The sequence below is a fragment of the Vibrio sp. 14N.309.X.WAT.E.F5 genome (assembly GCF_030397615.1).
Classification (GTDB): domain Bacteria; phylum Pseudomonadota; class Gammaproteobacteria; order Enterobacterales; family Vibrionaceae; genus Vibrio; species Vibrio lentus.
In genome coordinates, this window is the sequence record NZ_JAPNXR010000022.1 from 23,669 (window position 1) to 46,885 (window position 23,217).

Below are 23,217 nucleotides of genomic sequence, written 5' to 3' on the forward strand. Positions count from 1 at the left end.
AAACTTGCAAAAACGACAATCAAAAAGGGAGCACATGATGTGCTCCCTTTTTATTATTTGCTGTTGTTATTCGTATACTCTCATCGACTAGTTAACGTAGCTACCTTTCACCAAATGCGACGCTCACGTTCGTGTAAATTGGCTTCCACAGGTATTGGAAAACGGACTTCTCACCGGTTGTAATATCTACCTCGCCCGTCATACCTGGCAAGATAGAAAAGCTCTCCGGATTATCACGGAAATAGGGAACATCCACCGAGACGACTACTTCATAATAGATTTCACCGCGTTCACTTTGACTTGTGGTCGGTGAAATACTCTCCACCGCCCCTTTTAGCGCCCCAAAGCGGCTGTAATCAAACGCATCAATCTTGATACGAGTCGGCTGCCCTACACTCACAAAACCAATATCTCTTGGTGACAAACGAGCTTTAAAGTCGGCTTTCCCGCCAACAGGAACAATTTCAACCACTGTCCCACCCGGCTGAATAACACCTCCGTTCTGTGTACTTGGCAGGCTTTGCACCAAACCTTGTAGCGGCGACACTAACATGGTGTTGGTCAGTTTCGCTTGGCTTGAACGTACTCTGGCGTTCAGGGCTGACAAGTCAGAGACGGCTTTAGAACGATCATCGCTCACTTTAGCTTTCGCCTCGGCCAGAAGTTGTATAATTTTTTGGTCATTACTGTCAGCTTGTCTAATCAATACCGACTTCTTGCCACGAGCTTCTTCAATTTTCTGCTCAATACTGGCCAGTTTTTGACGCATTTCAAGCACACGTAAGCGTGAAATGTTACCCGACTTATAACCCTTTTCTAGTATGTTCAACTCTTGCTTAGTCGCATTTAACTCTTTCTCATAACTCGGCAAGGCCTTTTCTACGCTACGAAGCTGCTCTGCAATTTGCTCGCTCTCTTTCTCAAGCACCACACGCTTTTGGAAGTAGAGGGCTTTTTGCGCGTTTAGCTGCGCTTTTTGTTGGCTGACGATCTCTGGGTAATCGACCTCAAACTCAGCAAGATTAGGCTCACGTTGCTCAAGCAGCGCATTCATACGCTCCACACTGGCTAGAAGCGTCACTTGTTGGGACTTTAGCTCTTCAAGGGCGGTACGCTGGAAAGTGGCATCAAACTCAACAAGCGGCTGGCCTTTCTCAACCAACTGCCCTTCTTTAACGAGAATTTGCTTTAACTTCCCGCCAATCGCGCTTTGTAATACTTGCTTCTCGCCTTCTGGAATCACAGCACCTTTGGCTTTGGCAATTTCATCAACTTGGGTGACGACAGACCAAGTGGCAAAAGCAATAACACATAAGGCAACCGACCATGTGGCCAGCGCCAATGTACGAGCCGTATTTTGTGATTCAACAAGTTCACCGTAGCGCTTGCCCTTCTCGATAGATTGTTTAGTCATTAGCGACTCCTTGCTTAGACTTTGATTGTTCTTGTTGGGCTGCATTTTGTTGAGCAGACGCCTCTTGAGTTGACGGCTGTAGCTCTTGAGATAACGGTTGCTCAGATAACTGCGGTTCTTGAGAAGCTTTAGGCTCTGAAGGCTGTTCCTGCTTCGAAGACTGTTCCGGCTCTAATGGGCCTGCATAAACCACTGCACCTTCATTTAATACCACCACTTTATCGGCAAGCTTGATTAAATCCGGATCGTGGGACGTGTAAATCACCGTTGCTTTTCCTTTTTTCGACTGCACAAATTCACCAAATATACGTTTAGCATTTGGGTGAGCATCAGGCACAGGATTATCCATTAAGAACATTGGGTAGTCATAAACCAGCGCTTTCGCGTCAATGAGGATCTGCGCGACGCTGCCAGACAACATGTCAAAAAGGCTGTCCGGCTGAATACTGCTGATGGAAGTATCGAGCCCACCTGATAATGTCTCGAACCAACGCTTTCCGCCGACCATTTCAATTGCAGAGATCATTTTCTGATCTTCGACTTTGTGACCGTCGTTTAGCCACTCTCGAATACTCAGCGTAAGCAAATCAGGATATGCGGCTCGAATGAAACACCAGTGGCGATAAAGCTGCGGATCGTATTGAACGAGGTTAACGCCTTCAAGCTCAACCATGCCATTTTGGATAGGCTGCAAGCCAGACAGCACTTCAATTAATGTTGATTTACCGCTCCCAGAAGGGCCGGTAATCGCGACAATTTCACCGGCTTCAATATCAAAACTCACACCATTCAAGGCCGGGCGACTCTGTTTGGGATAGCGCAGTGTCACTTGCTCTAATTTCAAGTTAGGCGCTACCACAGGTAACGGGTGATGCTGGTAACTGAATTCACGCTCAGACGGCTGAGACAAAATACGGTTCACTTGCAGCTTGGATTGATTAAAGCTATTAAAACGCATCGCGCTGTTTGCCAACACCTGAGCTGGGCCAGTCACCTTAGATATCAACATCATTGAAGCAATCAAACCACCAGGGGTCATCACTTGTTCAAAAATAAGTCCTATTCCTAACCCCATCACGGCGAGTGTCGACCCCACACCAATGAAGTAGTAAATCGAGGTGTACCGACTCTGGAGAACCGATTGATTAAAGGTCACTGTAGACGCAAGAAGATTGGCCTTTTTGAAACGTTGAATCCAGTGCTCTGAGAATCCAGCACTGCGAATAAAGGCAAGCTTGGATGACAGCTCATTAGTCATGTTTTGACGATTCGTACCTGCCACTGTCGATTGCATCGAGCGCTTGCTGCTAGAGCGTATCGAGCGTTTTGCTAGCAAGTAATAAAGGATTAAAGAGACGACTGGAACCAGTACCAACCATCCGCCTAAAACACCTATCGCAAGTACAAAAATAAGAATGAATGGTAGATCAAACAGCGCATTTCCTAATGGCCCCGATAGCACACCTGAAATACGCTCTGACAACATCACTTGGTTTTGCTGACTAGAAGAAGCTGTTTGCTGATTTTGAGCATAGCTATTACGAAGCAGACGCTGCACGAGGGATTGAGAGATCTCACGACTTACTCGGTTGGAAACTGAAGCAAACACTCGGCTACGTAATGTTCTCAACCAACCCATCATCACAAACAACAACGCTGCGCCAATGGCGATACCTTGCAGCTCATGCCCTGCATCACCGCCAATCACATGGTCATAAATCGACATCGTGATGAAAGGAACGGCAAGCGCAAATAAGTTAGTGATAAAACTGACTAGCAGCAATTTAGGAATAATGGGGCGAAACGCATGTAGCCGTTCGCCAACCCAATCAGGAGAAGCCTTCTCTAGTGGTGGACCTTCGATAACGATGCAAAACTGAGGGACATCGGTGATGTCGTCATTGGCATTAAAGGCAACAAATTGTTTGGATTCTAAATGACCAGAGACAAGCTCATTTTCACCAAGCACCAGCAAGACCAATTTATGTTCACCAACGTCATCTAGGTTGGCAACCAAGCGATAAGGCAGTGCAAGCCTGTCGAACAAGGCAAACATATCGTCGATTGATTCAATGCCATTTTCATCGACCCATTGATGTGCGAACAACTGGATATTAGCATTAACTTCCAACTGCTTAAGAACGGAAAGGCTCACGGTTTCTAAATGGTTCATCACCTCTTGTCGACCGCTGGTATCTGCACGGTTGTTCGTACCTGAAGGGTTACCAATATCTAAACGATTCATACGACGGCCTCCTGATTGCTCTCGCTGTCGACCGTAATAGCTCGACTTTCCACTGTAATGATTCGATTAGCCAATTCGCGAAGCTTCGAATGGTAGCTCACCATCAGTATCGTGCGTCCTGCCGTTACTTCTTCTTCCAACACCTTAGCTAGATTCCCAAGGGCGTCTAAATCAAGTGAAGAATCCGGCCTTTCCAACATGATTATGGGTTTATCACTTGCCAATTGAGCCGCGATATTGAGCATTTTCACGTTACCCATACTCAACAAAGAAGCACTCGTATGGCCAATTTGTGTCTCTAGTCCATCGGGTAATCGAGTAATCTCTTTGGTTAAACCCAAACGCTTTGCATAGTCACTGGCGCTTTGCGTTTTCTCAGGGTCAAACCCGCACAAATTGTCGAGAATAGTACCCGACACCAACTGCCCTTTAACGCCACAGTAGGCCACAATATTGGTTACGGATGCGATTGAAACTGCAGCTCCGTTAATGAAACACTCACCCGCTTTTAGATCATCAATACCTGCAATCGACGACAATAAATGACTGTTAGTGTGGCGATCCTCACTCTCTAACAATACCAACTCACCTTTATTCAGTGTGACATCTGCATGAGAGAGTTCACCGTATCTTTCAACGGTCGCTTGCTTGATTTCCAACGTCTCAAAGTCAGATAAGTGGTTCTCAGCTTGCTCAGAATCTGGAGAGTCCGATAGTGACAAGTCACTCAATTTTTCTATTGCCTGATTAGCACTGTGTATTGAATTAAGCTTAATTCGAACTCCCACCAAAGCACTTAAAGGTGCGACGGCTCTGCCCGATAAGATAGAACATGCCGCCAAGCCACCAGTAGTTAACTGACCATCCAACACCCATAAGCTGCCCGTGATCACGAGTAAAACTGACGTGGCTAATGCAGCAAGCTGAATACACTCTTGGGCGAAGGCGTTCTGTTCTTCTTCTCTCGCTTTAGACTGAGAGCGAACATTATTGAGGGATTTAAACTGATTGAAGATTCGAGACTCAACAGCCTGACGTTTGATTCCTTGAATGGTTTGGCTTAACAAAATCAAAAACGCTTTTCGCTCCTGCTCATCTTGGGAAGCTTCTTCACTTAGACTTTTAACGCGAATAGAAGATAACCAAACAATTCCGAGAGTAATCAGCCAAACTGCCAAAGGTATCGCCACCAGCTCACCGCCGATGTAAGCCACCAAGCCCAAGAAGATCAATGCAAAAGGCAAATCAATAAAGCCTGCAATCACACCGCCGGAATACCAATCTTTGACTTTTGATACTGAGCCCAGCCCCTCTTCCACGCCGCCAACACCAATGTGGCGAAGATGGCCTGATGAAGCCGTTGTTACTCTTTCAACCAAGGTTTGATAGGTCGCTTTCTCTGTATTGCTGGCCGCGGCTGACAAAAGCCAAGTACGCACAAACCGGATCAATGCTTCCATGGCAACAGCCAACGCTGCACCCGCCAACAACAAAGTGGCAGTACCGTAACTTTGGTTAGGTAAAATACGATCGTAAATTTGTAAAACCGTTAACGGAACGGCGAGAGAGAGAAGATTTATGAGTAAAGAAGGCAGTAGGACTTTCCCCACCACCCCTTTGTTTTTCATTGAACTTGCGGGCATACACAATCCTTATCCATGCTTATGAAATAAGATTGGTACACCATGTTGAGTATTGCAAGGTAACGAACTGATTTAACGTGTTTTTCAATATAAATATGACACAGATCTTTCTACACAAATCTGTGGCTATACCCGTACCTTAAAAACGCTCCTTACAAGCGCTCCTTACAAACAATTGTCATAATCCGTTATCGCCTGCTTTAGCTTTGAAAAGTCTGAGTTACATAAATACGGTTTCAGCGCTTCAAATTTATCTGAGGGCCACTCGTATATTTTGAATGACATGAGTTCGTCAATAACGGACTCATCAAAGCGGTATTTGACGACTTTAGCTGGAGAACCACCGACAATGCTGTAGGGTGCGACGTCTTTAGTCACCACACTATTCGCTGCAACTACAGCGCCTTCGCCAATAGTAACACCGGGCATGATCATCGCTCGCATGCCTAGCCAAACACCATCTTTGATATGAGTATCACCTTTACCTATGTAGGCGTCTTCAATCACATCCATAAATGGATACAAACAGAACCAATCGACTCGGTGGGTATGGTTACCGCCCATCAGAATCACGACCTCAGCCCCGATACAAACATAGTCACCGATGTACAGTTCATCGATTTCCCAGCGAGGTTCCCACTGACGGCTGACTTCATCACCATGAAGATAACGGACGACTGATCCTTCAAACCCGTTGTCCCAGCAATCGCTGTAGTAACTGTGTTGACCTTTGATATGAATATTGGGGTTGCTGACTACTTCATGCAGCAATTCGAATTTAGACCAATGCTTGTTTTGCATTTTTACCTCTGATTAATCTTTATTAGTTAAATATCAATATATTCGACAATACAGATTCAACGTGCACAGCTTCGCTGACGTAGTAGCACTGGGTGCCCTAATACATCAATAGTGTAGTCACAGTTGAAATGATCGTAATGTCGCAGAAACTAAAGAGACGTCAGTGGATTCGAGGTTGCTTTAAGAGGGGAAGTAATTTCACAGTAGACTCGGTTTGTTAACGATAACTCGGTTAAAAAATTTACGGGCGCATTGTACCTGTTTATGCGCACCAAATTGACAGAGGAATGTGATTAATAAGGTTTCAAATATCGCTTTGTAGAATACAAGCTTGAGTCTGTGATTAACACCGACTCAAACTTAGACTCGCTTATAAATTTAGGCTTACGCTTGGAGCTAGGCTTAGCGACTACATACGAGCAAGCTGTGCTTTTCTGTCTTTATTCACGACACAGAAGTTGCCACGTTTAGTTCGGCATTTTGAACATCTTTCGCACTCAACAGGGCTTCTGTCCCCTTCTTTCCAACGCTTAACCAAATGTGGTTCAGAAAGCAGCGGTCTTGAAAGCGCGAAGTATTCAATGCCCGTGTTGTTTGCGATGGCTTCAATGGCATCGAAATCCGTCAATCCACCCACAGTGATCACCGGAATGTTAACGTCTTGGCTGATAGCATGACCATATTCGTGAAAATAACCTTCAGCTTGAATGGTGAATCCATCGTGAGATTCGCCAATCATGGTGTCGGCTTTACCATGGATGTTGCCTGACACCACGATGCCATCAACACCCACGTCTTCTAACTTTTTGCACACGAGACGTGTTTCATCGAAGGTAACACCACCGTCAAAGAATTCAGAGGCCGTGAGCTTAACTAAAATTGGGAAGTCGTCGCCCACCAGCTTACGTGTCGCAGTATAGATCTCTAACAGAAATCTCATACGATTCTCTAGACTACCGCCGTATTCATCTTCACGTTGGTTGTAATAAGGGCTTAGAAATTGGTTAATCAGGTAAGTGTGAGCAGCATGAATCTCAACACCATCAAAGCCTGATTTTTGTGCTCTCAAAGACGCTTGAGCAAAGGCATCAACAATGTAGTCAATTTCCTCTTTGGTCATCGCTTTACCTAGTGTTTGAGTTCCTTTCTCTGGAACCTCACTTGGTGCGTAGATCACTCGTTCGCCAAGATCATGCGTGGTCTTTGTGCCACCGTATGCCAATTGCATCACGATTTTAGAGTCGTTGTCATGAACCAATTGAGTGAGCTTTTGATACTCTTTGATAAACGAGTCGTTATACATACCCATCATGCCTGCATTAGGCTTCTCTTCTTCCACGATGTTGGCATAGCCCGTCACGATCAGACCGACTTCACCTTGAGCCAACTCTTCATAGATAGCGTAAAGCTTGTCTGTCATATGGCCATCTTCTGTTGCCATATTTTCCCACGTCGCGCTTCGCATAAAGCGGTTCTTCAATGTCATGGTGCCGATGCGGGTTTCTGTAAACAAAGTGCTCAAGTCTTATCCTCATTAAATCTTTATTATGTTTGCCCATTTTAAAAGACAAAAGAGAACCACTTCTTTTTTACAAAGTGACTCTCTTTTGTCCATTACTGAACGGGCGTTGATTTATGCGGATAGTACAGAGAATAAGACGAGGAAAACTTAATCTAGATTAAGGTAGGGTCACACTAGTATAAGAAAAAGCCGTTCATTATCTGTGAACGGCTTTATGAATCATCTAACTGCTTTATCAGCCAGCGAACAAGGAGGTGTTCTAACCGTATGTCACCGTCGGATCCACACACTGGTAAACTTGACCGATGCTCGCGCTGTTGGCTAACAAGGTTTCGATAAGGCGCGCCACTTCTTGTCGGTATATCACGCCATGCACTTCGACTTGTTGTGATAATTCTCCGTTACCTGTGGTTTTACCATCCAACAAGCCACCCGGTCGCAAGATTGTGTAATCTAAAGTACTGGACGTTAGCCAAGATTCGGCCAGTGTTTTTTCACGAACCGCAGCACCAAACCCTCTCTTCGAGCGTTCAGATAGGTACTGCCACGAATCACCGCAACCTAATGATGTCACCAACAAAAATCGAGCAATGCCGTTTTGCTCCAACGCATTAATAAGATAACGATGACCAATGTAGTCAACCGGAACCTCAGCGTTAAAGCTACCCATGCTGGAGACCACGAGTGCAGATTTCGGTAACTCAGCCACAGTGCGCTCTACTTGTTCTTGGATTGTTGCATCACAACGCAGTGTTTTAATACCCAGCTCTTGCAAGCGAGCATTTTTGTCTGGATTTCTCGCGACCGCCACGACGTCATGACCTTGTAGATGGAAGTGCTCGACGATTGCCGCACCTAAACCACTTCCCGCTCCCCATACAACAACTGTACTCATAAACACCTCAAAATAATCATGTACTTGCTGATTCTAGCCGGACAATCTAATCGGTTCTTTCATTAAGATCAATAAATGAGAATAAGTCTCAATATTAAAAATGACATTTATCACAGCTCATCGAGGACTTAGTACCGGTGGTGATGAAAAAGAACAAGTTTCGCCTTCAGTAACAACTAAATCTTCGCTCTATCTATGCTGATATGAAAACAGACCGCTAATCATCGGCGGTCTGTTTTGTTTTCGATACAGGCTGTTTGAGATGCGATTCGCTACAGAAGCGATTTATTGAAGCAAGCTTAGCGACCAACAGTTACAAAGCGTTGATCAGTAGAAGACCGACACCAATACGTTCACTGTTGTAACTGTAATCAAGCTATCTCGATAGCCTTAGTCTTCTTTTTTATTTAAGTAAGCGACCTCGAAAGCGAAGTCGACCGCTTGCTGAGTAATTTGATCAATATTCTTATCCAACATGGCTACGGTAATCTCAGATTTTTCATTCTCTAGAACACCGTTATCATTTACGACAAAGATGCGGCGGCCAATCAGCTCAGCAGATTCGTGATCTTTCAGATCAACACTCGCTAGCATGCGAATAGAGCGATCTCGTGTACCCGCTGCGTATTTAACAGCACCAATCACAGTACCCACTGGAATAAACTCGGTCACTCGCATGTCTTCTGGAATGTCCTCAATGCCATACAGCATCACGCTAATATCGAGCACCTTATTGTCCAAAATTACGTTCGAGTAACCTTGTAATTTATGTGCCAGCTTTTCATCCATTTTTTTGACAAGTTCAGATTTGAATTGCGTTTGTACTTCTTTCGATACTCGGTTATCTATGCCCGCTTTTTTGATGCCTACCGTTTCAAATTTAAACTGGTTGAAATAATGCGTGCCGCTGTCTTTCGCAATCCATGACATCCCCGCCATATCGTCATCAAACTGGCTATCAACGAAGTAATGCTCTGAGTCTACGCTTTGAATTTCTTGTTTATTTGGCATCGTGCTTGAACAGCCAACAGTGAACAAAGCAAGTAGTGGGAATAAGTAATGTAGTTTCATGTGAACCTCTAATTTTCTGAATTTTGAGTGCACGAATCCCTAAGCGATAGGGCTCATAAATTAAATTCGTGCAGATTAAATGTGTATTAGTTAAATTTCGTTCAGCAGTGAAGCGCGATTGTGGCGCTATTCACTGTTGAGTCGTTGTTTGCTTACGTTTAACGGTTGCTTATATCTAAACGGTGATTTTCACAACACGGTTTAGACATAAGCGTTAACTATTGAATTAGGCTTCTTGTCCTCGGTGATCCGCAGCCAAGTAGGTGTAGATGGTTGGCACAACGAACAAGGTGAACAATGTACCCACCGACATGCCGACCGTAATCACCAAGCCAATCGAGAATCGACTTTGTGCGCCTGCGCCCGATGCCACTAGCAGTGGAACAACACCAACCACCATCGCTGCCGTTGTCATCAACACTGGTCGCATTCGAACCGTTGCCGAACGGATGGCAGCTTCACGACGACTGCATTTCAGCTCCTGCTGCATCTGGTTCGCGAACTCCACAATCAAGATACCGTGCTTACTGATCAATCCGATTAAGGTAACCAAGCCCACCTCGGTGTATATGTTGAGCGTATCAATGCCTAAGTAGAGCGGCATCAAAGCACCAAAAATCGATAATGGAACACTGGTTAATACCACCAATGGGTCACGCAAGCTTTCGAACTGCGCAGCCAGTACCAAGTAGATGATCACCAAAGCTAGGAAGAACGTTGTTACCAACGAAGAACCTTCTTGTAAGAACTGACGAAGCTGACCAGATGTATCTGTGCTGTACGACGTAGGCAGAATCTTCGCGGCTCCCTCTTCCATTACTTTGTACGCTTCACCAATACTGACACCCGGCATCATTTTCGCTTCAATCATTGCACTGTTTAGCTGCTGGAATTGATCCACTTTTGATGGCTGAACAGATTCGCTAATTTCAATTAACGAAGCCAGCGGTACCATCTCACCGGTATTCGATCGTACGTGATAGTTCTTCAAATCATCCCAAGAGTTACGATTCTCGTTCGGAACTTGAGTGATTACCTGATAGCTACGCTGATCCATCGAGAAGTAGTTGACGAACCCTTCACTGATGAAGCGAGACAATACCGTACCGATATCTTGCGCACTCACGTTCATTTGCGCGGCTTTGTCGCGGTCGATCTCTATCTCTACCTGTGGTTTGTTGAAGTTAAGGTCATTTTGAACATAGATAAACTTACCGCTCTTCTGTGCGTACTCTTTCAATTTCTCTGCGTACTGGTAAAGATCCTGATACGAACCCGTTGGTGTCTTCAGTACCATCTGGAATGGCAAGCCCTGTGGCGTTCCTGGTAGATCCGGTGGAGAGAAGGTATACACCTGCAAGCCCGGTAATACAGAACTCTGTTTCTCGAAGCGTTGCATCACCTCTTTCGCCGTTGCTTCGCGTGAATCCCAATCTTTCAATACACCTAGGCCAAAGAAAGCGTTGTTGTGCATATAGCCGTTATCCAACATGGTCATTTGTACTTCATCATTATCTGAAATCGCTTCAGTCAATGCTGGTGTAAAGTGACGTATATAGTCCGTGTTCGCTTGTGCTGGCCCTTGCCCCATTACAATCATTACGCCCTGATCTTCTTCAGGAGCAAGCTCTGATGCGGTATTCATAAACATGAACACTAGGCTTACCAATAACGTGCCAACAACAGGCCAAATGTACACTCGGTTATTCAGTACATGCTCTAGAACTTTACGGTATTGCTCGGTTACACCTGCAATAACTGCATCGATTTTCTTAACCAGTTTTCCATCTAAAACAGACTTGTTTAGGATTTTTGAACACATCATTGGTGTCAGTGTTAAAGCAATAAACCCAGAGATCAGAACCGAACCCGCCAAGGTAAACGCAAACTCAGTAAACAGCTTGCCGGTTAAGCCACCCATGAAACCGATTGGTGCGTATACCGCCGCCAATGTAATGGTCATCGCAATAATCGACCCCGCGATCTCACGTGCGCTGTCCATGGCTGCTTTAACTGGGCTCGTGCCATCCTCTAGGTGACGGAATGTGTTCTCCACCACCACAATGGCATCATCAACCACCAAAGAAATTGCTAATACCATCGCCAATAGCGTCAGCAAGTTGATGCTGAAACCCATGCTTAACATGAAGAACATTGACCCAATCAGTGACAGTGGAATCGTTACGAGTGGAATTAACATTGCTCGCATTGAACCTAGGAACGCAAAGATAACAATCACAACAATCAGAGCCGCTTCCATCAGCGTTTTTGCTACTTCATCAATCGATGTCTCGATGAACTTGGTCGAGTCATAAATAACATTGGCTTTGATACCGTCAGGTAAACTTGCTTTTATCTGTGGCAGTAATTCATAGATCCCCTGCACTACCGTTAATGGGTTAGACGTCGCCGTGTTACTGATCGCGGTTGCAACCGTTGTGACACCGTTAAACAAAACATCTGAATCATAATTTGTCGCCCCTAACTCGACGGTCGCCACATCTTTTAAATGCACCAATTGGCCATCGTGTGTCTTCAACGACATGTTTTTAAAGTCAGCAACGGAGCTAGAGTCTGTGTGTGCGTTAATATCAACTTCGATATAAGGGCTCTGCAATTTACCCGCCGCACTCACAATGTTGTTTGAACGCAGAGCATTTTGTACGTCAGTCGCTGTTAAACCATACGAAGCAAGCTTTTGAGGTTTCAGCCAAATACGCATCGCAAAGTCTTCTTGACCTAAAATATCAACCTTCGACACCCCTTCTACCGTTGAAAAGGTCGGTTTCACAACTCGGCTTACGTAATCTGATACCTGTTCAGTTTTCAACGTGTCACTCGAGAATGAGACATATAAGATCGGTGATTGCGATGTCGACTTAAGGATACTCGGGTCTAGAACGCCAGAAGGAAGCTTGTACTTCACTTGCTGTACCAGAGACAGAATTTCAGTCAACGCACCGTCCGACGGATAACCCAGCTTCAAATACACGGTAATCACGGACTTACCCAAGGCACTATCCGATGTCATGTAATCAATGCCTGCTGTTTGAGCGATCTCGGCCTGAAGCGGCTGCGTTACATAACCTTGTACACTGGATGCACTAGCACCTGGGTAACTTGTTGTGATCGTAATAACGCCGGTTTCAATTTCTGGGTATTGGCGAACTTGTAGAGAGGTAAAGGCTTTTAAACCCAAGACCAACAACACAAGGCTCAATACCGTCGCCAAAACGGGGCGTTTGATAAATACATCAGTAAATGTCATGGGAGTATCCTAGTTACTTTTCTTGGTATCGGTAACGAGTGGTCGTTGATTATTAACCAGCACCAAACCGCCATTTTTAAGTTGGTGCTGATTCGACGTCACCACTACATCCCCTTCTGTTAATCCAGAAAGGATCCCTACATACCCGTCTTGTTTTGGGCCAACCTCAACGGTGCGTTGCACCACCTTATACTCATAAAAAGGTGTATCACTTGAGTGCTGACTTACAGCCTTAGTTGCTAGGTCCAAAACGAATACTGTATCGCCAGACAATGTGTAGCTGATCGCCACTGAAGGCACACTGATCACGGTGTTTGATTCTGATGTCGTTAATGTCGCATCGACATACATGCCCGATTCCAACGGCACTGGTTCTGTGGTCACCGCGCGCAGTTCGATGTTATGTGTACTCGCGTCTGAACTCGGCTCAATCGCTGAAATCGTTGCATGAAACTCTTCATCGTTAGCGGCATCAGATTCAAACTGTAACGTCTGCCCTACTTGAACGTCGTGAAGGTAAAGCTCCGAAATAGAGAAATCGACAAACTGTTTAGAGCTATCTTCTAGGTCTACAATCTCGGTGCTTGAATTAATAAAATCACCCACATCAATTTTTCTAATTCCCACATTGCCAGAAAATGGTGCTTTCACTTTCATGTATTCAATCTGAGTAGCAATGTAATCAAGCTTTGCAGATTCCGAATTAAATTGAGCAGTAAGCTTATCAACCGAATTTTGAGATACGCTATTATTTCTTAATAGCTTTTTGTTTCTCACTAATTCAACTCTTGCTAATTCCAACTTCGACAACTGGCTTTTATAATTAGATTTCAATAGAGCATCATCAAGCTGTATCAACACGTCACCTTTATTTACATACTGCCCCGAATTAAAAAGCACTTCTTTTACTTGCCCTGACATTTGGCTCGAAACATTAACTGATTGGTTGGCATGAATATTACCAATCACCTGTAAACTTTCATTCCACACTTCTTTATTTACTTTCTGTGTTGTTACTGAAGTCGCTGGTAATTTAAAACTTGCTAGTTTTTCTTTGATAACTTCGCCTTTCACATAATGAAAGCCAAAGACAAAAGATAACAATATAAATAGAGCTGACCCGACGATAACGCCTTTATATTTACTCATGTGTTCACCTCGTGTTTAAAGTCCGGCCATTCTAACGTTCACCACCTCCAATAAATAAAACTCCCATAACATCGTATTCAGCCTATATAAAATAAAAATAAAACCAATAAATACAATGGCTTAATTAAAAATAATCAAGTAAAAATCATTTCCATTCTTTATGTCGATTTTATTACCACGTGATTTATCTTAGCCACAAACAGATATAATTCTCCTCGTTCCTTAAACAACTAACCGAGATAAATATGTCTAATCAAGCACACCATACAAAAGTAGCGATTAAAGAAAAAATGAAACGCGTATATGGAGAAGATGTCGACCATAAACATAATAAAGACCATTTAGAATATAGAGAGCATCAACCATCTCATTCTGGTCACCCTCATGGCGGAGAACCTGAAGGTCACAAACATTTAGTTAATCATCATCCAGATGGTCACCACAATAAGCACCATAAAGATAAAACGCACGCACATAAGAAATCATCACGCTTACACCATAAAAAGCAAAGTTCTTAAGCACTATGATTGTCTAAGTGGCGTTAATAATGAAACGCCACTTTAAATAAAACATATCTAAAAATTGGAACGTCGAGTTATTAACATGATGTTCCATCAAGGATTTACTATGTCATTTATAATTGAACAATTAAGAGACTATCCATTCATAGCTCTTTTTCTCTCATTAGGTCTTGGTTACCTAATTGGCAAAATCAAAATAGGTAAATTTGAACTTGGCGGTATTGCTGGTTCACTTCTGGTAGCCGTTGCACTTGGACAAATTGGTGGAATCGCAATTTCTAATGAAGTGAAAAGTATCTTCTTTGCTTTATTTATTTTTATGGTGGGTTACAACGGCGGTCCGCAGTTTTTCTCATCATTCCGCCTTTCATCGTTAACCCGTTTATTCGCATCCTTTGTGATGACGTTTATCGGATTAATCACGGTCGTTCTTCTCGCTAAATGGGCAGGGCTAGACAAAGGCTTAGCAGCTGGTCTGGCGGCTGGTGGCTTAACACAATCGGCGATCATTGGTACTGCGGGTAACGCGATTGACCAACTAAACCTGGCTCCAGATGTAACCTCAACGCTTAAAACAAACGTGGCTGTTGGTTACTCAATCACTTACATCTTCGGCTCACTGGGCCCAATTTTGATGATGTCTCTTATCCCTATGGTTATGGGCTGGAACATCACCAAAGAAGCGAAAAAACTCGCTGAACAGATGGGCTCTGGCAGCAAGCAATTAAACGAAGGTGAGTTTACTGCTTTAAACCGAGTATCTTCACGCGCTTACCAAGTAACTGCGAACTCAATGTTTATTGGCAAAAGTGTGGTTGAACTAGAAGAAGCCTTCAATGCTGATCTCACCATCGAAGCGATCTATCGCATCAACGAAAATACCGATTCCACTTTAGATATTGCAAGCAACCCTATCTTAGCGGCAGGCGACAAAGTTTATCTCACGGGGTTAACTCAAGCCTTTCCCAAAGTGACGTCACTTGGTGTTGAACTGGGGGAATTCAGCGAAGAAAACAACGTAGTTCATACACAACAAAAAGTCGTACTCACCAATAAGAAATTGGCCGGTATTACTCTGCGTAGGCTTCACGACGAAACCAATGCACGTATTCGCCGCGGTGTTTATATCGCTCAACTGTCACGTATGGGACACGACATCTCAACACTGCCTGAAACAGAGTTGCACTTAGGTGACGAGATTACCCTTGTCGGTCAAAAAGAAGACCTGGCTAAAGTAGTCAAAAAAATCGGTTACAACAGCCCGCTCGGGAGTGTAACTGACTTCGTAACCATGTCGTTCGGTATGGTACTGGGTTACCTCATCGGCGAAATCGGCTTCACCATTGGTGGCTCTCATATCGCTCTGGGTTCAGGTTTAGGTTGTCTGGTTTCCGGTCTGCTTGTGGGTTATCTAAGAATGCGCACTCCACGCTTAGGCAGTATTAACCACGGCGCTGCTAATTTCATGCAGACATTTGGCCTAGCGGTATTTGTTGCGGTGGTTGGTATCAATGCAGGTGCTCCTGCGTTAACAGCCATCAAACAAAATGGCGTAACGCTGCTGTTACTTGGCGTGTTAGTGACCCTGATTCCTCAGATCCTAACGTTCCTATTCAACTACTACGTGTTGAAAATCAAAAACCCAGTTGAAGCCCTAGCGGTTGTAGCCGGTAGCCGCAGTGCAAACCCTGCATTCGCATCGCTACTAGAAAAAACACAAAACAGCACACCAGTGCCAAGTTTCACGATGACTTATGCGGTTGCCAATATCTTCCTCACCTTATGGGGTCCGATCATTATCAACCTAATTACCAAAATATCGTAATCAAAACCTGAACGCTGAATCAGACAATTGAACATTCAGATTATTAATCAATGGCTTAATACAGTCGCTAGCCTATCAGGCTAACGACTCAGAGAAGTTACCTAACTTATATATTCAAAATAATTGGATATTAACAAATTTAATTTTTAAATTAACGAGAAGAGAAATTACTATGAAACGCACAGATGAAAAACGCCTAGAAACACTAAGCCCATTTGAAATCAAAAACACACTGATCGACCTTGCGCAAAACACACATGAAAAATCGATGATCAATGCTGGTCGTGGTAACCCAAACTGGGTTGCAACAGCACCACGTGAAGCCTTCTTCCAATTAGGTATGTTTGCACTTGAAGAGTCAAAATCGAACTTCTCCGGGTATGAAGGCTTTGGTGGTATGGGAATTCAACAAGATATTAGCCTGCGCTTTCTTCAGTTTTGTGAAAAACATGAAGATCAAGAAGGTGTTCAGTTCTTGATCGAAGCTTTCCAATTCATCACCGAGCAGTACCAAGTAGACGGTGATGCACTTATTGATGAATGGGTTGAAGGTATTCTAGGTAACAATTACCCAGTGCCTGATCGTATGCTCAAGTATTCAGAACTTATTGCTCGTAAATACATCGAGCAAGAAATGGCAGGCTCTCAACCGCTACCTGCTGGCAAATTTGACTTGTTTGCAGTTGAAGGTGGTACCGCAGCAATGGTCTACATCTTCAATACATTGAAGAGCAACCGCTTATTAAACAAAGGCGACACGATTGCGATTGGCGCACCAATTTTTACGCCTTACATCGAGATGCCAGAGCTTGAAGATTATTCACTAAACAAAGTGGAAATCATGGCAACAGAAGAATCAGCATGGCAGATCCCTGATTCTGAATTAGAGAAATTAAACGATCCAAGCGTGAAAGCGTTCTTCTTAGTGAACCCTAGTAACCCAGCATCGGTAAGACTGAGTGACGAGACGCTCTTCAAGATCGCAGAAATTGCTAACCGTCGTCCTGAACTCATCTTACTGACTGATGATGTTTATGGCACCTTTGCAGATAACTTCACTTCATTAGCGATGCTTGCTCCGAAGAACACGATTCTTGTGTACTCGTACTCTAAGTATTTTGGTGCAACAGGTTGGCGTTTAGGCGTAATTGGCGTTCACGAAGACAATAACTTCGACCGTATGATTGCAGACCTTCCAGAGCAAACCAGAGACACATTAACAGCACGATACCAAGGCATTTCCCTTGAACCGAGTAAGATTAAATTTATTGACCGTTTGGTGGCTGACAGCCGTGCTGTTGCACTGAACCATACTGCTGGCCTTTCAACACCTCAGCAAATCCAAATGACGATGTTCTCGTTGTTGTCATTGATGCAAGGTGGTGAAGAATACAAGCGCTTGGCTAAGCAGATTGTACGTCGTCGATACAATACTTTGATGCAGAAAAACCTAGCAACGCCAACCATTGCTGAAGGCGATAAAACAGGTGCGTTTTATTATGTAGAGATTGACCTGAAAGAAATCGCTCAAACAATTCACAGCGAGGGCTTCTTCTCTTGGTTAGAAGAAACCTACGAACCGCTAGACTTCTTGGTTCGTCTTGCAGAAGAGCATGGTGTGATTGTAATGCCAGGGGCGGGCTTTGATGCACCAACTTGGTCGCTACGAGTCTCTCTTGCGAACCTAGAAGAAGCGCAATACTCAAACATCACAGATGCGATGAATACGGTAATGCAAAGCTACGTTGCTCGTTACGAAACACTGTGTTCTCAAGCAGCTAAGTAATAAAAGAGCAGTCGCTGAAAAGCAACTAACACAAAAATTAATAAAGGCCTCATGTTCAAATATTACGAACATGGGGCCTTAAATTTAGCTAGTTAAATTCGTAGGTATACGATGCACCGACACTGTTATTTTCACCGAAATCGTCCTCAGCAAAAATAGTGAAAAAGTTGAATGATTGAGCATCACTCAACTTGTAGCTCGCACCAACGCCAGCCCAATAGCCGGAGTAATCGTCAGAACCCATTGAACCACCACCGAAGCCCATGATAGACCACTCATCCGTGATAGTTTTCAAGCCAAAGGCACCAATATAACCACCATGTGTTGAACTCGGCATCAACACATAATCAGAACCTACATTCTCATCATCGAATACTGCCACTTCACCATCGTTATAGCTGTAGCCAGCCATCGGGAAGATTTGCCAACCGAACGGCTCAATATCAAAATAACTCAACGGAACAAATGTCCCGATACTGTAGTTATTCTTATAAGCATCGTTGTCGTATTCAGAGCGACTAAAGTTGAAGTTGACGATACCCAAAGGCAACAGCCATGAGCCGCCCACTCGCCACTCTTCGCCATCAGCGTTGACACGAGCATTGATCATTCGAGCTTCATCAAGCCCAATAGACCCCGAAAACTTAAGCTCTTCGTTATAAGCAACGCCGGCTTTGGTCACGATTTTAGTCGGATCATCTGGATGCTTCTCTTCAGCAAAAGCACCCGTTGAACCTAATGTTACTGCAGCAACAATGAATAGATTATGTTTTGTCATTAGAAAGTCGCGCTAACGCCAACGAAGTGGATACGGCCGTCGAAAGAGCCATCAACCATTAAACGATCCATTTCAACCGAACCCAAGTCCGCGTATTCGTAGAACACATCAATTAAAATATCATCCCAATACGTTGAAGCACCTACCGAATAGCGATACTGTTCGTCTACAGGGAGGTCAACCCACTGCATTGACGGGTCGTCCTGTGGCGATGTTTCGTAAGAGAAGCCCGCTTTTAGACGCCAGTCTGAGTTAAGTTGGTAGTCAGCTCCCAAAGCGAACTTCCACACATCATCCCAGTCGCGCTTAATTGGAATTCCGCCTACAGGGTTACCACCAACTGATGCACCAAAGTCTAATACTGTCTCGTCCCACGCGCTCCAACGGTGGAACTGAATGCTCGTCAATAGGTCAAGCTGTTGGTTCAAAGCGTAGCTAGCACTGACATCGACAATCTCAGGTAACGCAATATCCGTAGATAAAGAACGATTACTACCAGGTAAGGAGCCTTTTAACTCATTGTTAAACTCATGCTCTAGTTTCGAACGGTAACTTGCGCCTAATTTGAGCTTGTCTGTTGGTGTGTACATTACACCTAGGTTATAGCCGTAGGCCCAATCAGTGTCTTGTTTTGCCGTGAATGCCGACGTTGTTTGTTGAAACGCAGCCCAACTGAATTGAACACCCGCGCCTACTGACCACTGGTCATTCAGCTTATAACTGAGTGATGGGTTCACTTGCATTGCAGTTAGAGTAATATCTTCTAGAAGTGCAGCACCCGCCCATTCACTACCGTAATCTAGGCTAGAACCACCGACAGCGCCAAGTGCGATGCCAAGGTGCAGTTTGTCTGTTACTTGATGCGCGTGGAAGGCACCAAATGAAGGAAGCACTGAGTGCCCTTTACCATCACCGCTAGAGTCTTGGTTATCTTGATATTGCATCTCAAGATCAAATGCCATGGTATTGATGGTCGTTTTGCTTTCGCCCATATGAGACATGGTGGCAGGGTTCGTCCACATTGCAGCAGCAGAGCGAGTATAAACACCGTCCCCGGCGCCGGTAGTACCAGCATTGGCGACGACAGCTTCTTGTAAAAATAGACCACTTGCGAAAGCATTTAAACTTGTAAAAATTGCGGTGGCAGCTAGCGAGTAAGTAAAAGTTTTGTTCATCAGATTGCTCATTTAGCCTTAGACATTAAATTGCTCTAAGGTTACCGCAAAGCCCCATAAGCAAATGGAATATCCGTTATTCCTGTACAAAAGCTATTTGAACTTTCTCGCGACGTATGGACGTGGTTTGTCGCGGTTGATTTCACGTTGAGCAGCGATTGCTCTATTCTTGCCTAACCCTACCTTTATTTGATACCAGGTCTCGTAAAACACGGCCATGCCAGGGCTTGACCACCAAGTCTTGTTGTAGAGTTTCTTATTTGCAGCGACAACATCTGGCGACCGATTCGCACACTCAAGTGCCAACGCATAAGCTTCAGCGTAAGGGTCTTCGGCAATCTTGGTTACCAGTCCATAATCTTTTGCTGTTTCACTGTCGATCACCTTGGCCGTCATTGCCATTTCTAACGTATGATCCTTACGCATCAACTCACGAAATGCGATAGCGCCTCCCATGTCTGGAATCAACCCCCACTTCGCTTCTAAGATAGAGAAATTTGCGTCTGGGCTAGCAATTCTAAAATCACCACCGCTGACGAGTTGAAGCCCACCTCCCCAACAACGTCCGTGAATCGCAAAAATAACCGGACACGGAATATCTCGCCAAGCAAGAGAGAAATGTTGAGCAGCGTTTGGCAATGTCGGTAACCATTTAAACAAAAGCTTCATCGCGCCAGATTTACTGGTCAACAGAGACTTAATATCGAGCCCTGAGCAAAAATCAGCCCCATTACCTTTCACTATCACCGCGCGAATTTCAGTGTTCTTTTTTAGGTTCCTAATCATGTCATTGACGCCCTGAAACATCGCCATATCAATGGCGTTCAGTTTGTCAGGGCGATTTAATGCCACGGTCGCGATTTGGTTTTCATCAATGGAGCAAGTAATACGAGAGAGATCGGTCATGTGGGCTACTCAATTAAGTGGTCAGACCTTTAGGTTATACATTTTATTAACATATGCCAAACTTCACATTAAGAAGCGAGAGCTGTGTTGTTCATTTTATCGTCTACACAGTCTCAACACTCCACTCTTTTCCAACAGCCGAAAGCAAAAAAGCAGTGATAGATCGTTCTATCACTGCCTTAATATTCTGCTTAACATTTCATTAAATAGGTAACACTGTCTCTACGACCTTCGAGACTTTAACAGCAAGAATATGAAGTAACTGCCACCAATAATTGAAACTAAGGTGCCTGCTGCAAGCTGCGCTGGGAACACCACCACTTGCCCTAGCCAATCGGCGAATAGCATCAATGCTGCACCAATCAAAAACGACAAGATGATCTGCTCTCGAACCAAACGAGCCCCCACCATTGCAGCGATATGCGGAGCTAACAAGCCCACAAACGCGACAGGCCCCATGGTGGTTGTTACGACCGAACATAAGATCGCAACAATACACAACAGTGCCACGTAGGCGATATTGATATTCAGCCCTCTGGCACTCGCGAACTGTCGGCCAGTCGCAATTAAGGTCACCCAACGGCTCAGTAACAGAGCAACACCAATACAAGCCGTTATCACTACAGCCATTATAGTGGCTGACTCAGGCTCCACACGGTAAGTAGAGCCGGCTAACCAAGCCAATAATGTGTATTTCCCCTCACCCACTCGTGTTAAAGAGAATTGCACCAAAGCTTCCAAAACGGCGGTTAATGAAATACCTGTGAGAATCAAGATCGAAGGTGCAAACTGATGCTTCTTGCCAAGGAATAGCAATAAGCACAGTGCAATCGCACTGCCTAAGAAAGCAATCCAAGGGCTCAATGAGTGAATCGAATATCCCATAAACAAGCTGCTGAAAATCAAAGCTAGAACCGCACCTGCCGACACACCAAGAATGTCTGGGCTTGCGAGCGGGTTGTAGACCAGTCTTTGTAAAATCACACCAGCCACCGCCAAACCGCCACCAGCGAATATCGCCGTTAACATTCTCGGCCAACGAATAGACCATTCAAATGCGTCTGGGATAACAAAATAGCCCATATCAGAAGAAGGCTGAGATAATGCACTCAACGCAAGCAATCCAACAATCATCGTGCCCAACAAGAAAGAAGCCAAAGGCGAAATAGACTTTGGCCCTTTAGGCATCGAGAAAAACAGCTGATCTTGAGCCGATAATTGCTTTCTCGCAATAATGATCAACGCAGGAGCACCAATCACCGCGGTTGCCGTCCCTGTTGGAATCATATCCAAAGACCATTGTGCCAAGAAAATAGCCAAGCTGTCGGTGACACAGAGTAATAGCGCACCTAATACGCAGCTTGCGACGAGTTCAGATTTGGCCTTTAGAAAACCTAGATGCCTAGCAATATTAGGGGCAATCAAGCCGATAAAACTGATCACGCCTACCGAGGTAATCGACACTGAAGCCAACCAAACGCCAACCGCCATCAAGACAAAGAATGTTGCGCCAATATTGAGCCCGCGCGCCGCTGCCCCTTCAGTACCGATCGAAAGCAAAGTCAGAACTCTTGGCGCCAATAAGAATATGGCAAAAATCGGCAGTAACTTAGGCATCAACCACAGCACTTGTTCCCAGCCATTTTGTCCTAGGTCACCCGCTCCCCACACAAACAGATTCTGTGCGTACTGGTCGTTAAGCAGAATAATCGCCGTTGCAAATGCACCTAGCAACAAGTTGACTGCCATACCCGCCAATACAATTGGCAAGCCGCTCATGTTTTTGATTCCGACAATCGAAACAATCAGCCCCATCGCAAGCAGCGCACCAACTAGAGCAAACCAAACTGAATACTGAGCGACCAACATCGGCGCAACCACATTCAAAATGACCAGACCAAGCCACGCCCCTGACGACGTACCTAAGGTAAGCGGAGACATCATGCGATTCTGTGTCAGTTGTTGAAACAAGCTGCCGATGGTACCAAGTGTTCCGCCAACCAAAATCGCCATTACCAAACGAGGTAAGTTGACATAAATTAACGCCATCAGCTCGAATGATTCATCGACCATTGAGTTGAATGTAGCGATATCACTGATCTGTGAGACTTGTTGAAGCAACTCACCAATAGGGCCAAATTCCGACTGCCCTAACCATAAATGAACAAGGACAGCACAAAACAACGCAACCCCCATCATAAAACTACTGGATTTCATT

16 protein-coding genes are annotated in these 23,217 nt (G+C 44.6%); 3 read left to right on the top strand and 13 right to left on the bottom strand.

Features of this window, described 5'->3' with window-relative positions; translation table 11 throughout:
- Positions 1–100 precede the first annotated feature (100 nt).
- From OW495_RS19250 to OW495_RS19290, 9 genes are all read right to left on the bottom strand, one after another.
- Positions 101–1,414: an HlyD family type I secretion periplasmic adaptor subunit gene (locus tag OW495_RS19250; RefSeq protein ID WP_048614198.1), complete on the bottom strand. Its 1,314-nt coding sequence runs from the start codon at positions 1,412–1,414 to the stop codon at positions 101–103.
- Positions 1,407–3,659: an ABC transporter transmembrane domain-containing protein gene (locus OW495_RS19255; protein WP_289887817.1), complete on the bottom strand. Its 2,253-nt coding sequence runs from the start codon at positions 3,657–3,659 to the stop codon at positions 1,407–1,409. Before OW495_RS19255 ends, OW495_RS19250 begins: the two co-directional genes overlap by 8 nt.
- The gene (locus OW495_RS19260; RefSeq protein ID WP_102340618.1) at positions 3,656–5,302 is read right to left on the bottom strand and encodes an ABC transporter ATP-binding protein; all 1,647 of its coding nucleotides are present in this window, start codon (positions 5,300–5,302) and stop codon (positions 3,656–3,658) included. The genes OW495_RS19255 and OW495_RS19260 overlap by 4 nt, the downstream gene beginning before the upstream one ends.
- Before the next feature lie 165 nt (positions 5,303–5,467).
- Positions 5,468–6,103: a CatB-related O-acetyltransferase gene (locus OW495_RS19265; RefSeq protein WP_099165615.1), complete on the bottom strand. Its 636-nt coding sequence runs from the start codon at positions 6,101–6,103 to the stop codon at positions 5,468–5,470.
- A 409-nt stretch (positions 6,104–6,512) separates the two neighbouring features.
- Positions 6,513–7,625 (bottom strand): NADH:flavin oxidoreductase, encoded by a 1,113-nt coding sequence (locus OW495_RS19270; RefSeq protein ID WP_099165616.1) that lies wholly within the window; start codon positions 7,623–7,625, stop codon positions 6,513–6,515.
- Positions 7,626–7,884: 259 nt separating this feature from the next.
- The gene (locus tag OW495_RS19275; protein WP_289887819.1) at positions 7,885–8,520 is read right to left on the bottom strand and encodes an SDR family NAD(P)-dependent oxidoreductase; all 636 of its coding nucleotides are present in this window, start codon (positions 8,518–8,520) and stop codon (positions 7,885–7,887) included.
- A gap of 390 nt (positions 8,521–8,910) precedes the next feature.
- Positions 8,911–9,591: a DUF3313 family protein gene (locus OW495_RS19280; protein WP_102578980.1), complete on the bottom strand. Its 681-nt coding sequence runs from the start codon at positions 9,589–9,591 to the stop codon at positions 8,911–8,913.
- Positions 9,592–9,817: 226 nt separating this feature from the next.
- Positions 9,818–12,859 (bottom strand): efflux RND transporter permease subunit, encoded by a 3,042-nt coding sequence (locus tag OW495_RS19285; protein WP_076666630.1) that lies wholly within the window; start codon positions 12,857–12,859, stop codon positions 9,818–9,820.
- A 9-nt stretch (positions 12,860–12,868) separates the two neighbouring features.
- Positions 12,869–14,008, bottom strand: a complete 1,140-nt coding sequence (locus OW495_RS19290; RefSeq protein WP_065104679.1) for an efflux RND transporter periplasmic adaptor subunit — start codon at positions 14,006–14,008, stop codon at positions 12,869–12,871.
- A gap of 245 nt (positions 14,009–14,253) precedes the next feature.
- Here OW495_RS19290 and OW495_RS19295 point away from each other — a divergent pair, with 245 nt between their 5' ends.
- The 3 genes from OW495_RS19295 to OW495_RS19305 all read left to right on the top strand — a co-directional run bounded on the left by OW495_RS19295 (position 14,254) and on the right by OW495_RS19305 (position 18,140).
- Positions 14,254–14,526 (top strand): hypothetical protein, encoded by a 273-nt coding sequence (locus tag OW495_RS19295; protein ID WP_017109456.1) that lies wholly within the window; start codon positions 14,254–14,256, stop codon positions 14,524–14,526.
- A 109-nt stretch (positions 14,527–14,635) separates the two neighbouring features.
- Positions 14,636–16,354 (top strand): aspartate-alanine antiporter, encoded by a 1,719-nt coding sequence (aspT, locus tag OW495_RS19300; protein WP_065104677.1) that lies wholly within the window; start codon positions 14,636–14,638, stop codon positions 16,352–16,354.
- A gap of 172 nt (positions 16,355–16,526) precedes the next feature.
- Complete coding sequence (locus tag OW495_RS19305; RefSeq protein ID WP_076666632.1) at positions 16,527–18,140, top strand: bifunctional aspartate transaminase/aspartate 4-decarboxylase; 1,614 nt, start codon at positions 16,527–16,529, stop codon at positions 18,138–18,140.
- Between the two features lie 88 nt (positions 18,141–18,228).
- Here the strand turns inward: OW495_RS19305 and OW495_RS19310 are convergent, their stop codons facing one another.
- From OW495_RS19310 to fhuB, 4 genes are all read right to left on the bottom strand, one after another.
- A complete protein-coding gene (locus OW495_RS19310; protein ID WP_076666634.1) occupies positions 18,229–18,918 on the bottom strand; it encodes a hypothetical protein in 690 nt (229 codons plus the stop codon).
- A complete protein-coding gene (locus OW495_RS19315; RefSeq protein WP_289887824.1) occupies positions 18,918–20,093 on the bottom strand; it encodes an outer membrane protein transport protein in 1,176 nt (391 codons plus the stop codon). Before OW495_RS19315 ends, OW495_RS19310 begins: the two co-directional genes overlap by 1 nt.
- A gap of 93 nt (positions 20,094–20,186) precedes the next feature.
- On the bottom strand, positions 20,187–20,999 hold the full coding sequence (locus tag OW495_RS19320) for a crotonase/enoyl-CoA hydratase family protein (RefSeq protein ID WP_076666637.1): 813 nt from the start codon (positions 20,997–20,999) through the stop codon (positions 20,187–20,189).
- 222 nt (positions 21,000–21,221) lie between these two features.
- A complete protein-coding gene (gene fhuB / locus OW495_RS19325) occupies positions 21,222–23,216 on the bottom strand; it encodes a Fe(3+)-hydroxamate ABC transporter permease FhuB (protein WP_076666639.1) in 1,995 nt (664 codons plus the stop codon).
- Position 23,217: the final 1 nt, after the last annotated feature.

Coding starts and splice junctions, on each gene's coding strand:
- OW495_RS19250 (WP_048614198.1), bottom strand. CDS start 1,414: ATGACTAAACAATCTATCGAGAAGGGCAAGCGCTACGGTGAACTTGTT.
- OW495_RS19255 (WP_289887817.1), bottom strand. CDS start 3,659: ATGAATCGTTTAGATATTGGTAACCCTTCAGGTACGAACAACCGTGCA.
- OW495_RS19260 (WP_102340618.1), bottom strand. CDS start 5,302: ATGCCCGCAAGTTCAATGAAAAACAAAGGGGTGGTGGGGAAAGTCCTA.
- OW495_RS19265 (WP_099165615.1), bottom strand. CDS start 6,103: ATGCAAAACAAGCATTGGTCTAAATTCGAATTGCTGCATGAAGTAGTC.
- OW495_RS19275 (WP_289887819.1), bottom strand. CDS start 8,520: ATGAGTACAGTTGTTGTATGGGGAGCGGGAAGTGGTTTAGGTGCGGCA.
- OW495_RS19280 (WP_102578980.1), bottom strand. CDS start 9,591: ATGAAACTACATTACTTATTCCCACTACTTGCTTTGTTCACTGTTGGC.
- OW495_RS19285 (WP_076666630.1), bottom strand. CDS start 12,859: ATGACATTTACTGATGTATTTATCAAACGCCCCGTTTTGGCGACGGTA.
- OW495_RS19290 (WP_065104679.1), bottom strand. CDS start 14,008: ATGAGTAAATATAAAGGCGTTATCGTCGGGTCAGCTCTATTTATATTG.
- OW495_RS19295 (WP_017109456.1), top strand. CDS start 14,254: ATGTCTAATCAAGCACACCATACAAAAGTAGCGATTAAAGAAAAAATG.
- aspT (WP_065104677.1), top strand. CDS start 14,636: ATGTCATTTATAATTGAACAATTAAGAGACTATCCATTCATAGCTCTT.
- OW495_RS19305 (WP_076666632.1), top strand. CDS start 16,527: ATGAAACGCACAGATGAAAAACGCCTAGAAACACTAAGCCCATTTGAA.
- OW495_RS19310 (WP_076666634.1), bottom strand. CDS start 18,918: ATGACAAAACATAATCTATTCATTGTTGCTGCAGTAACATTAGGTTCA.
- OW495_RS19315 (WP_289887824.1), bottom strand. CDS start 20,093: ATGAACAAAACTTTTACTTACTCGCTAGCTGCCACCGCAATTTTTACA.
- OW495_RS19320 (WP_076666637.1), bottom strand. CDS start 20,999: ATGACCGATCTCTCTCGTATTACTTGCTCCATTGATGAAAACCAAATC.
- fhuB (WP_076666639.1), bottom strand. CDS start 23,216: ATGAAATCCAGTAGTTTTATGATGGGGGTTGCGTTGTTTTGTGCTGTC.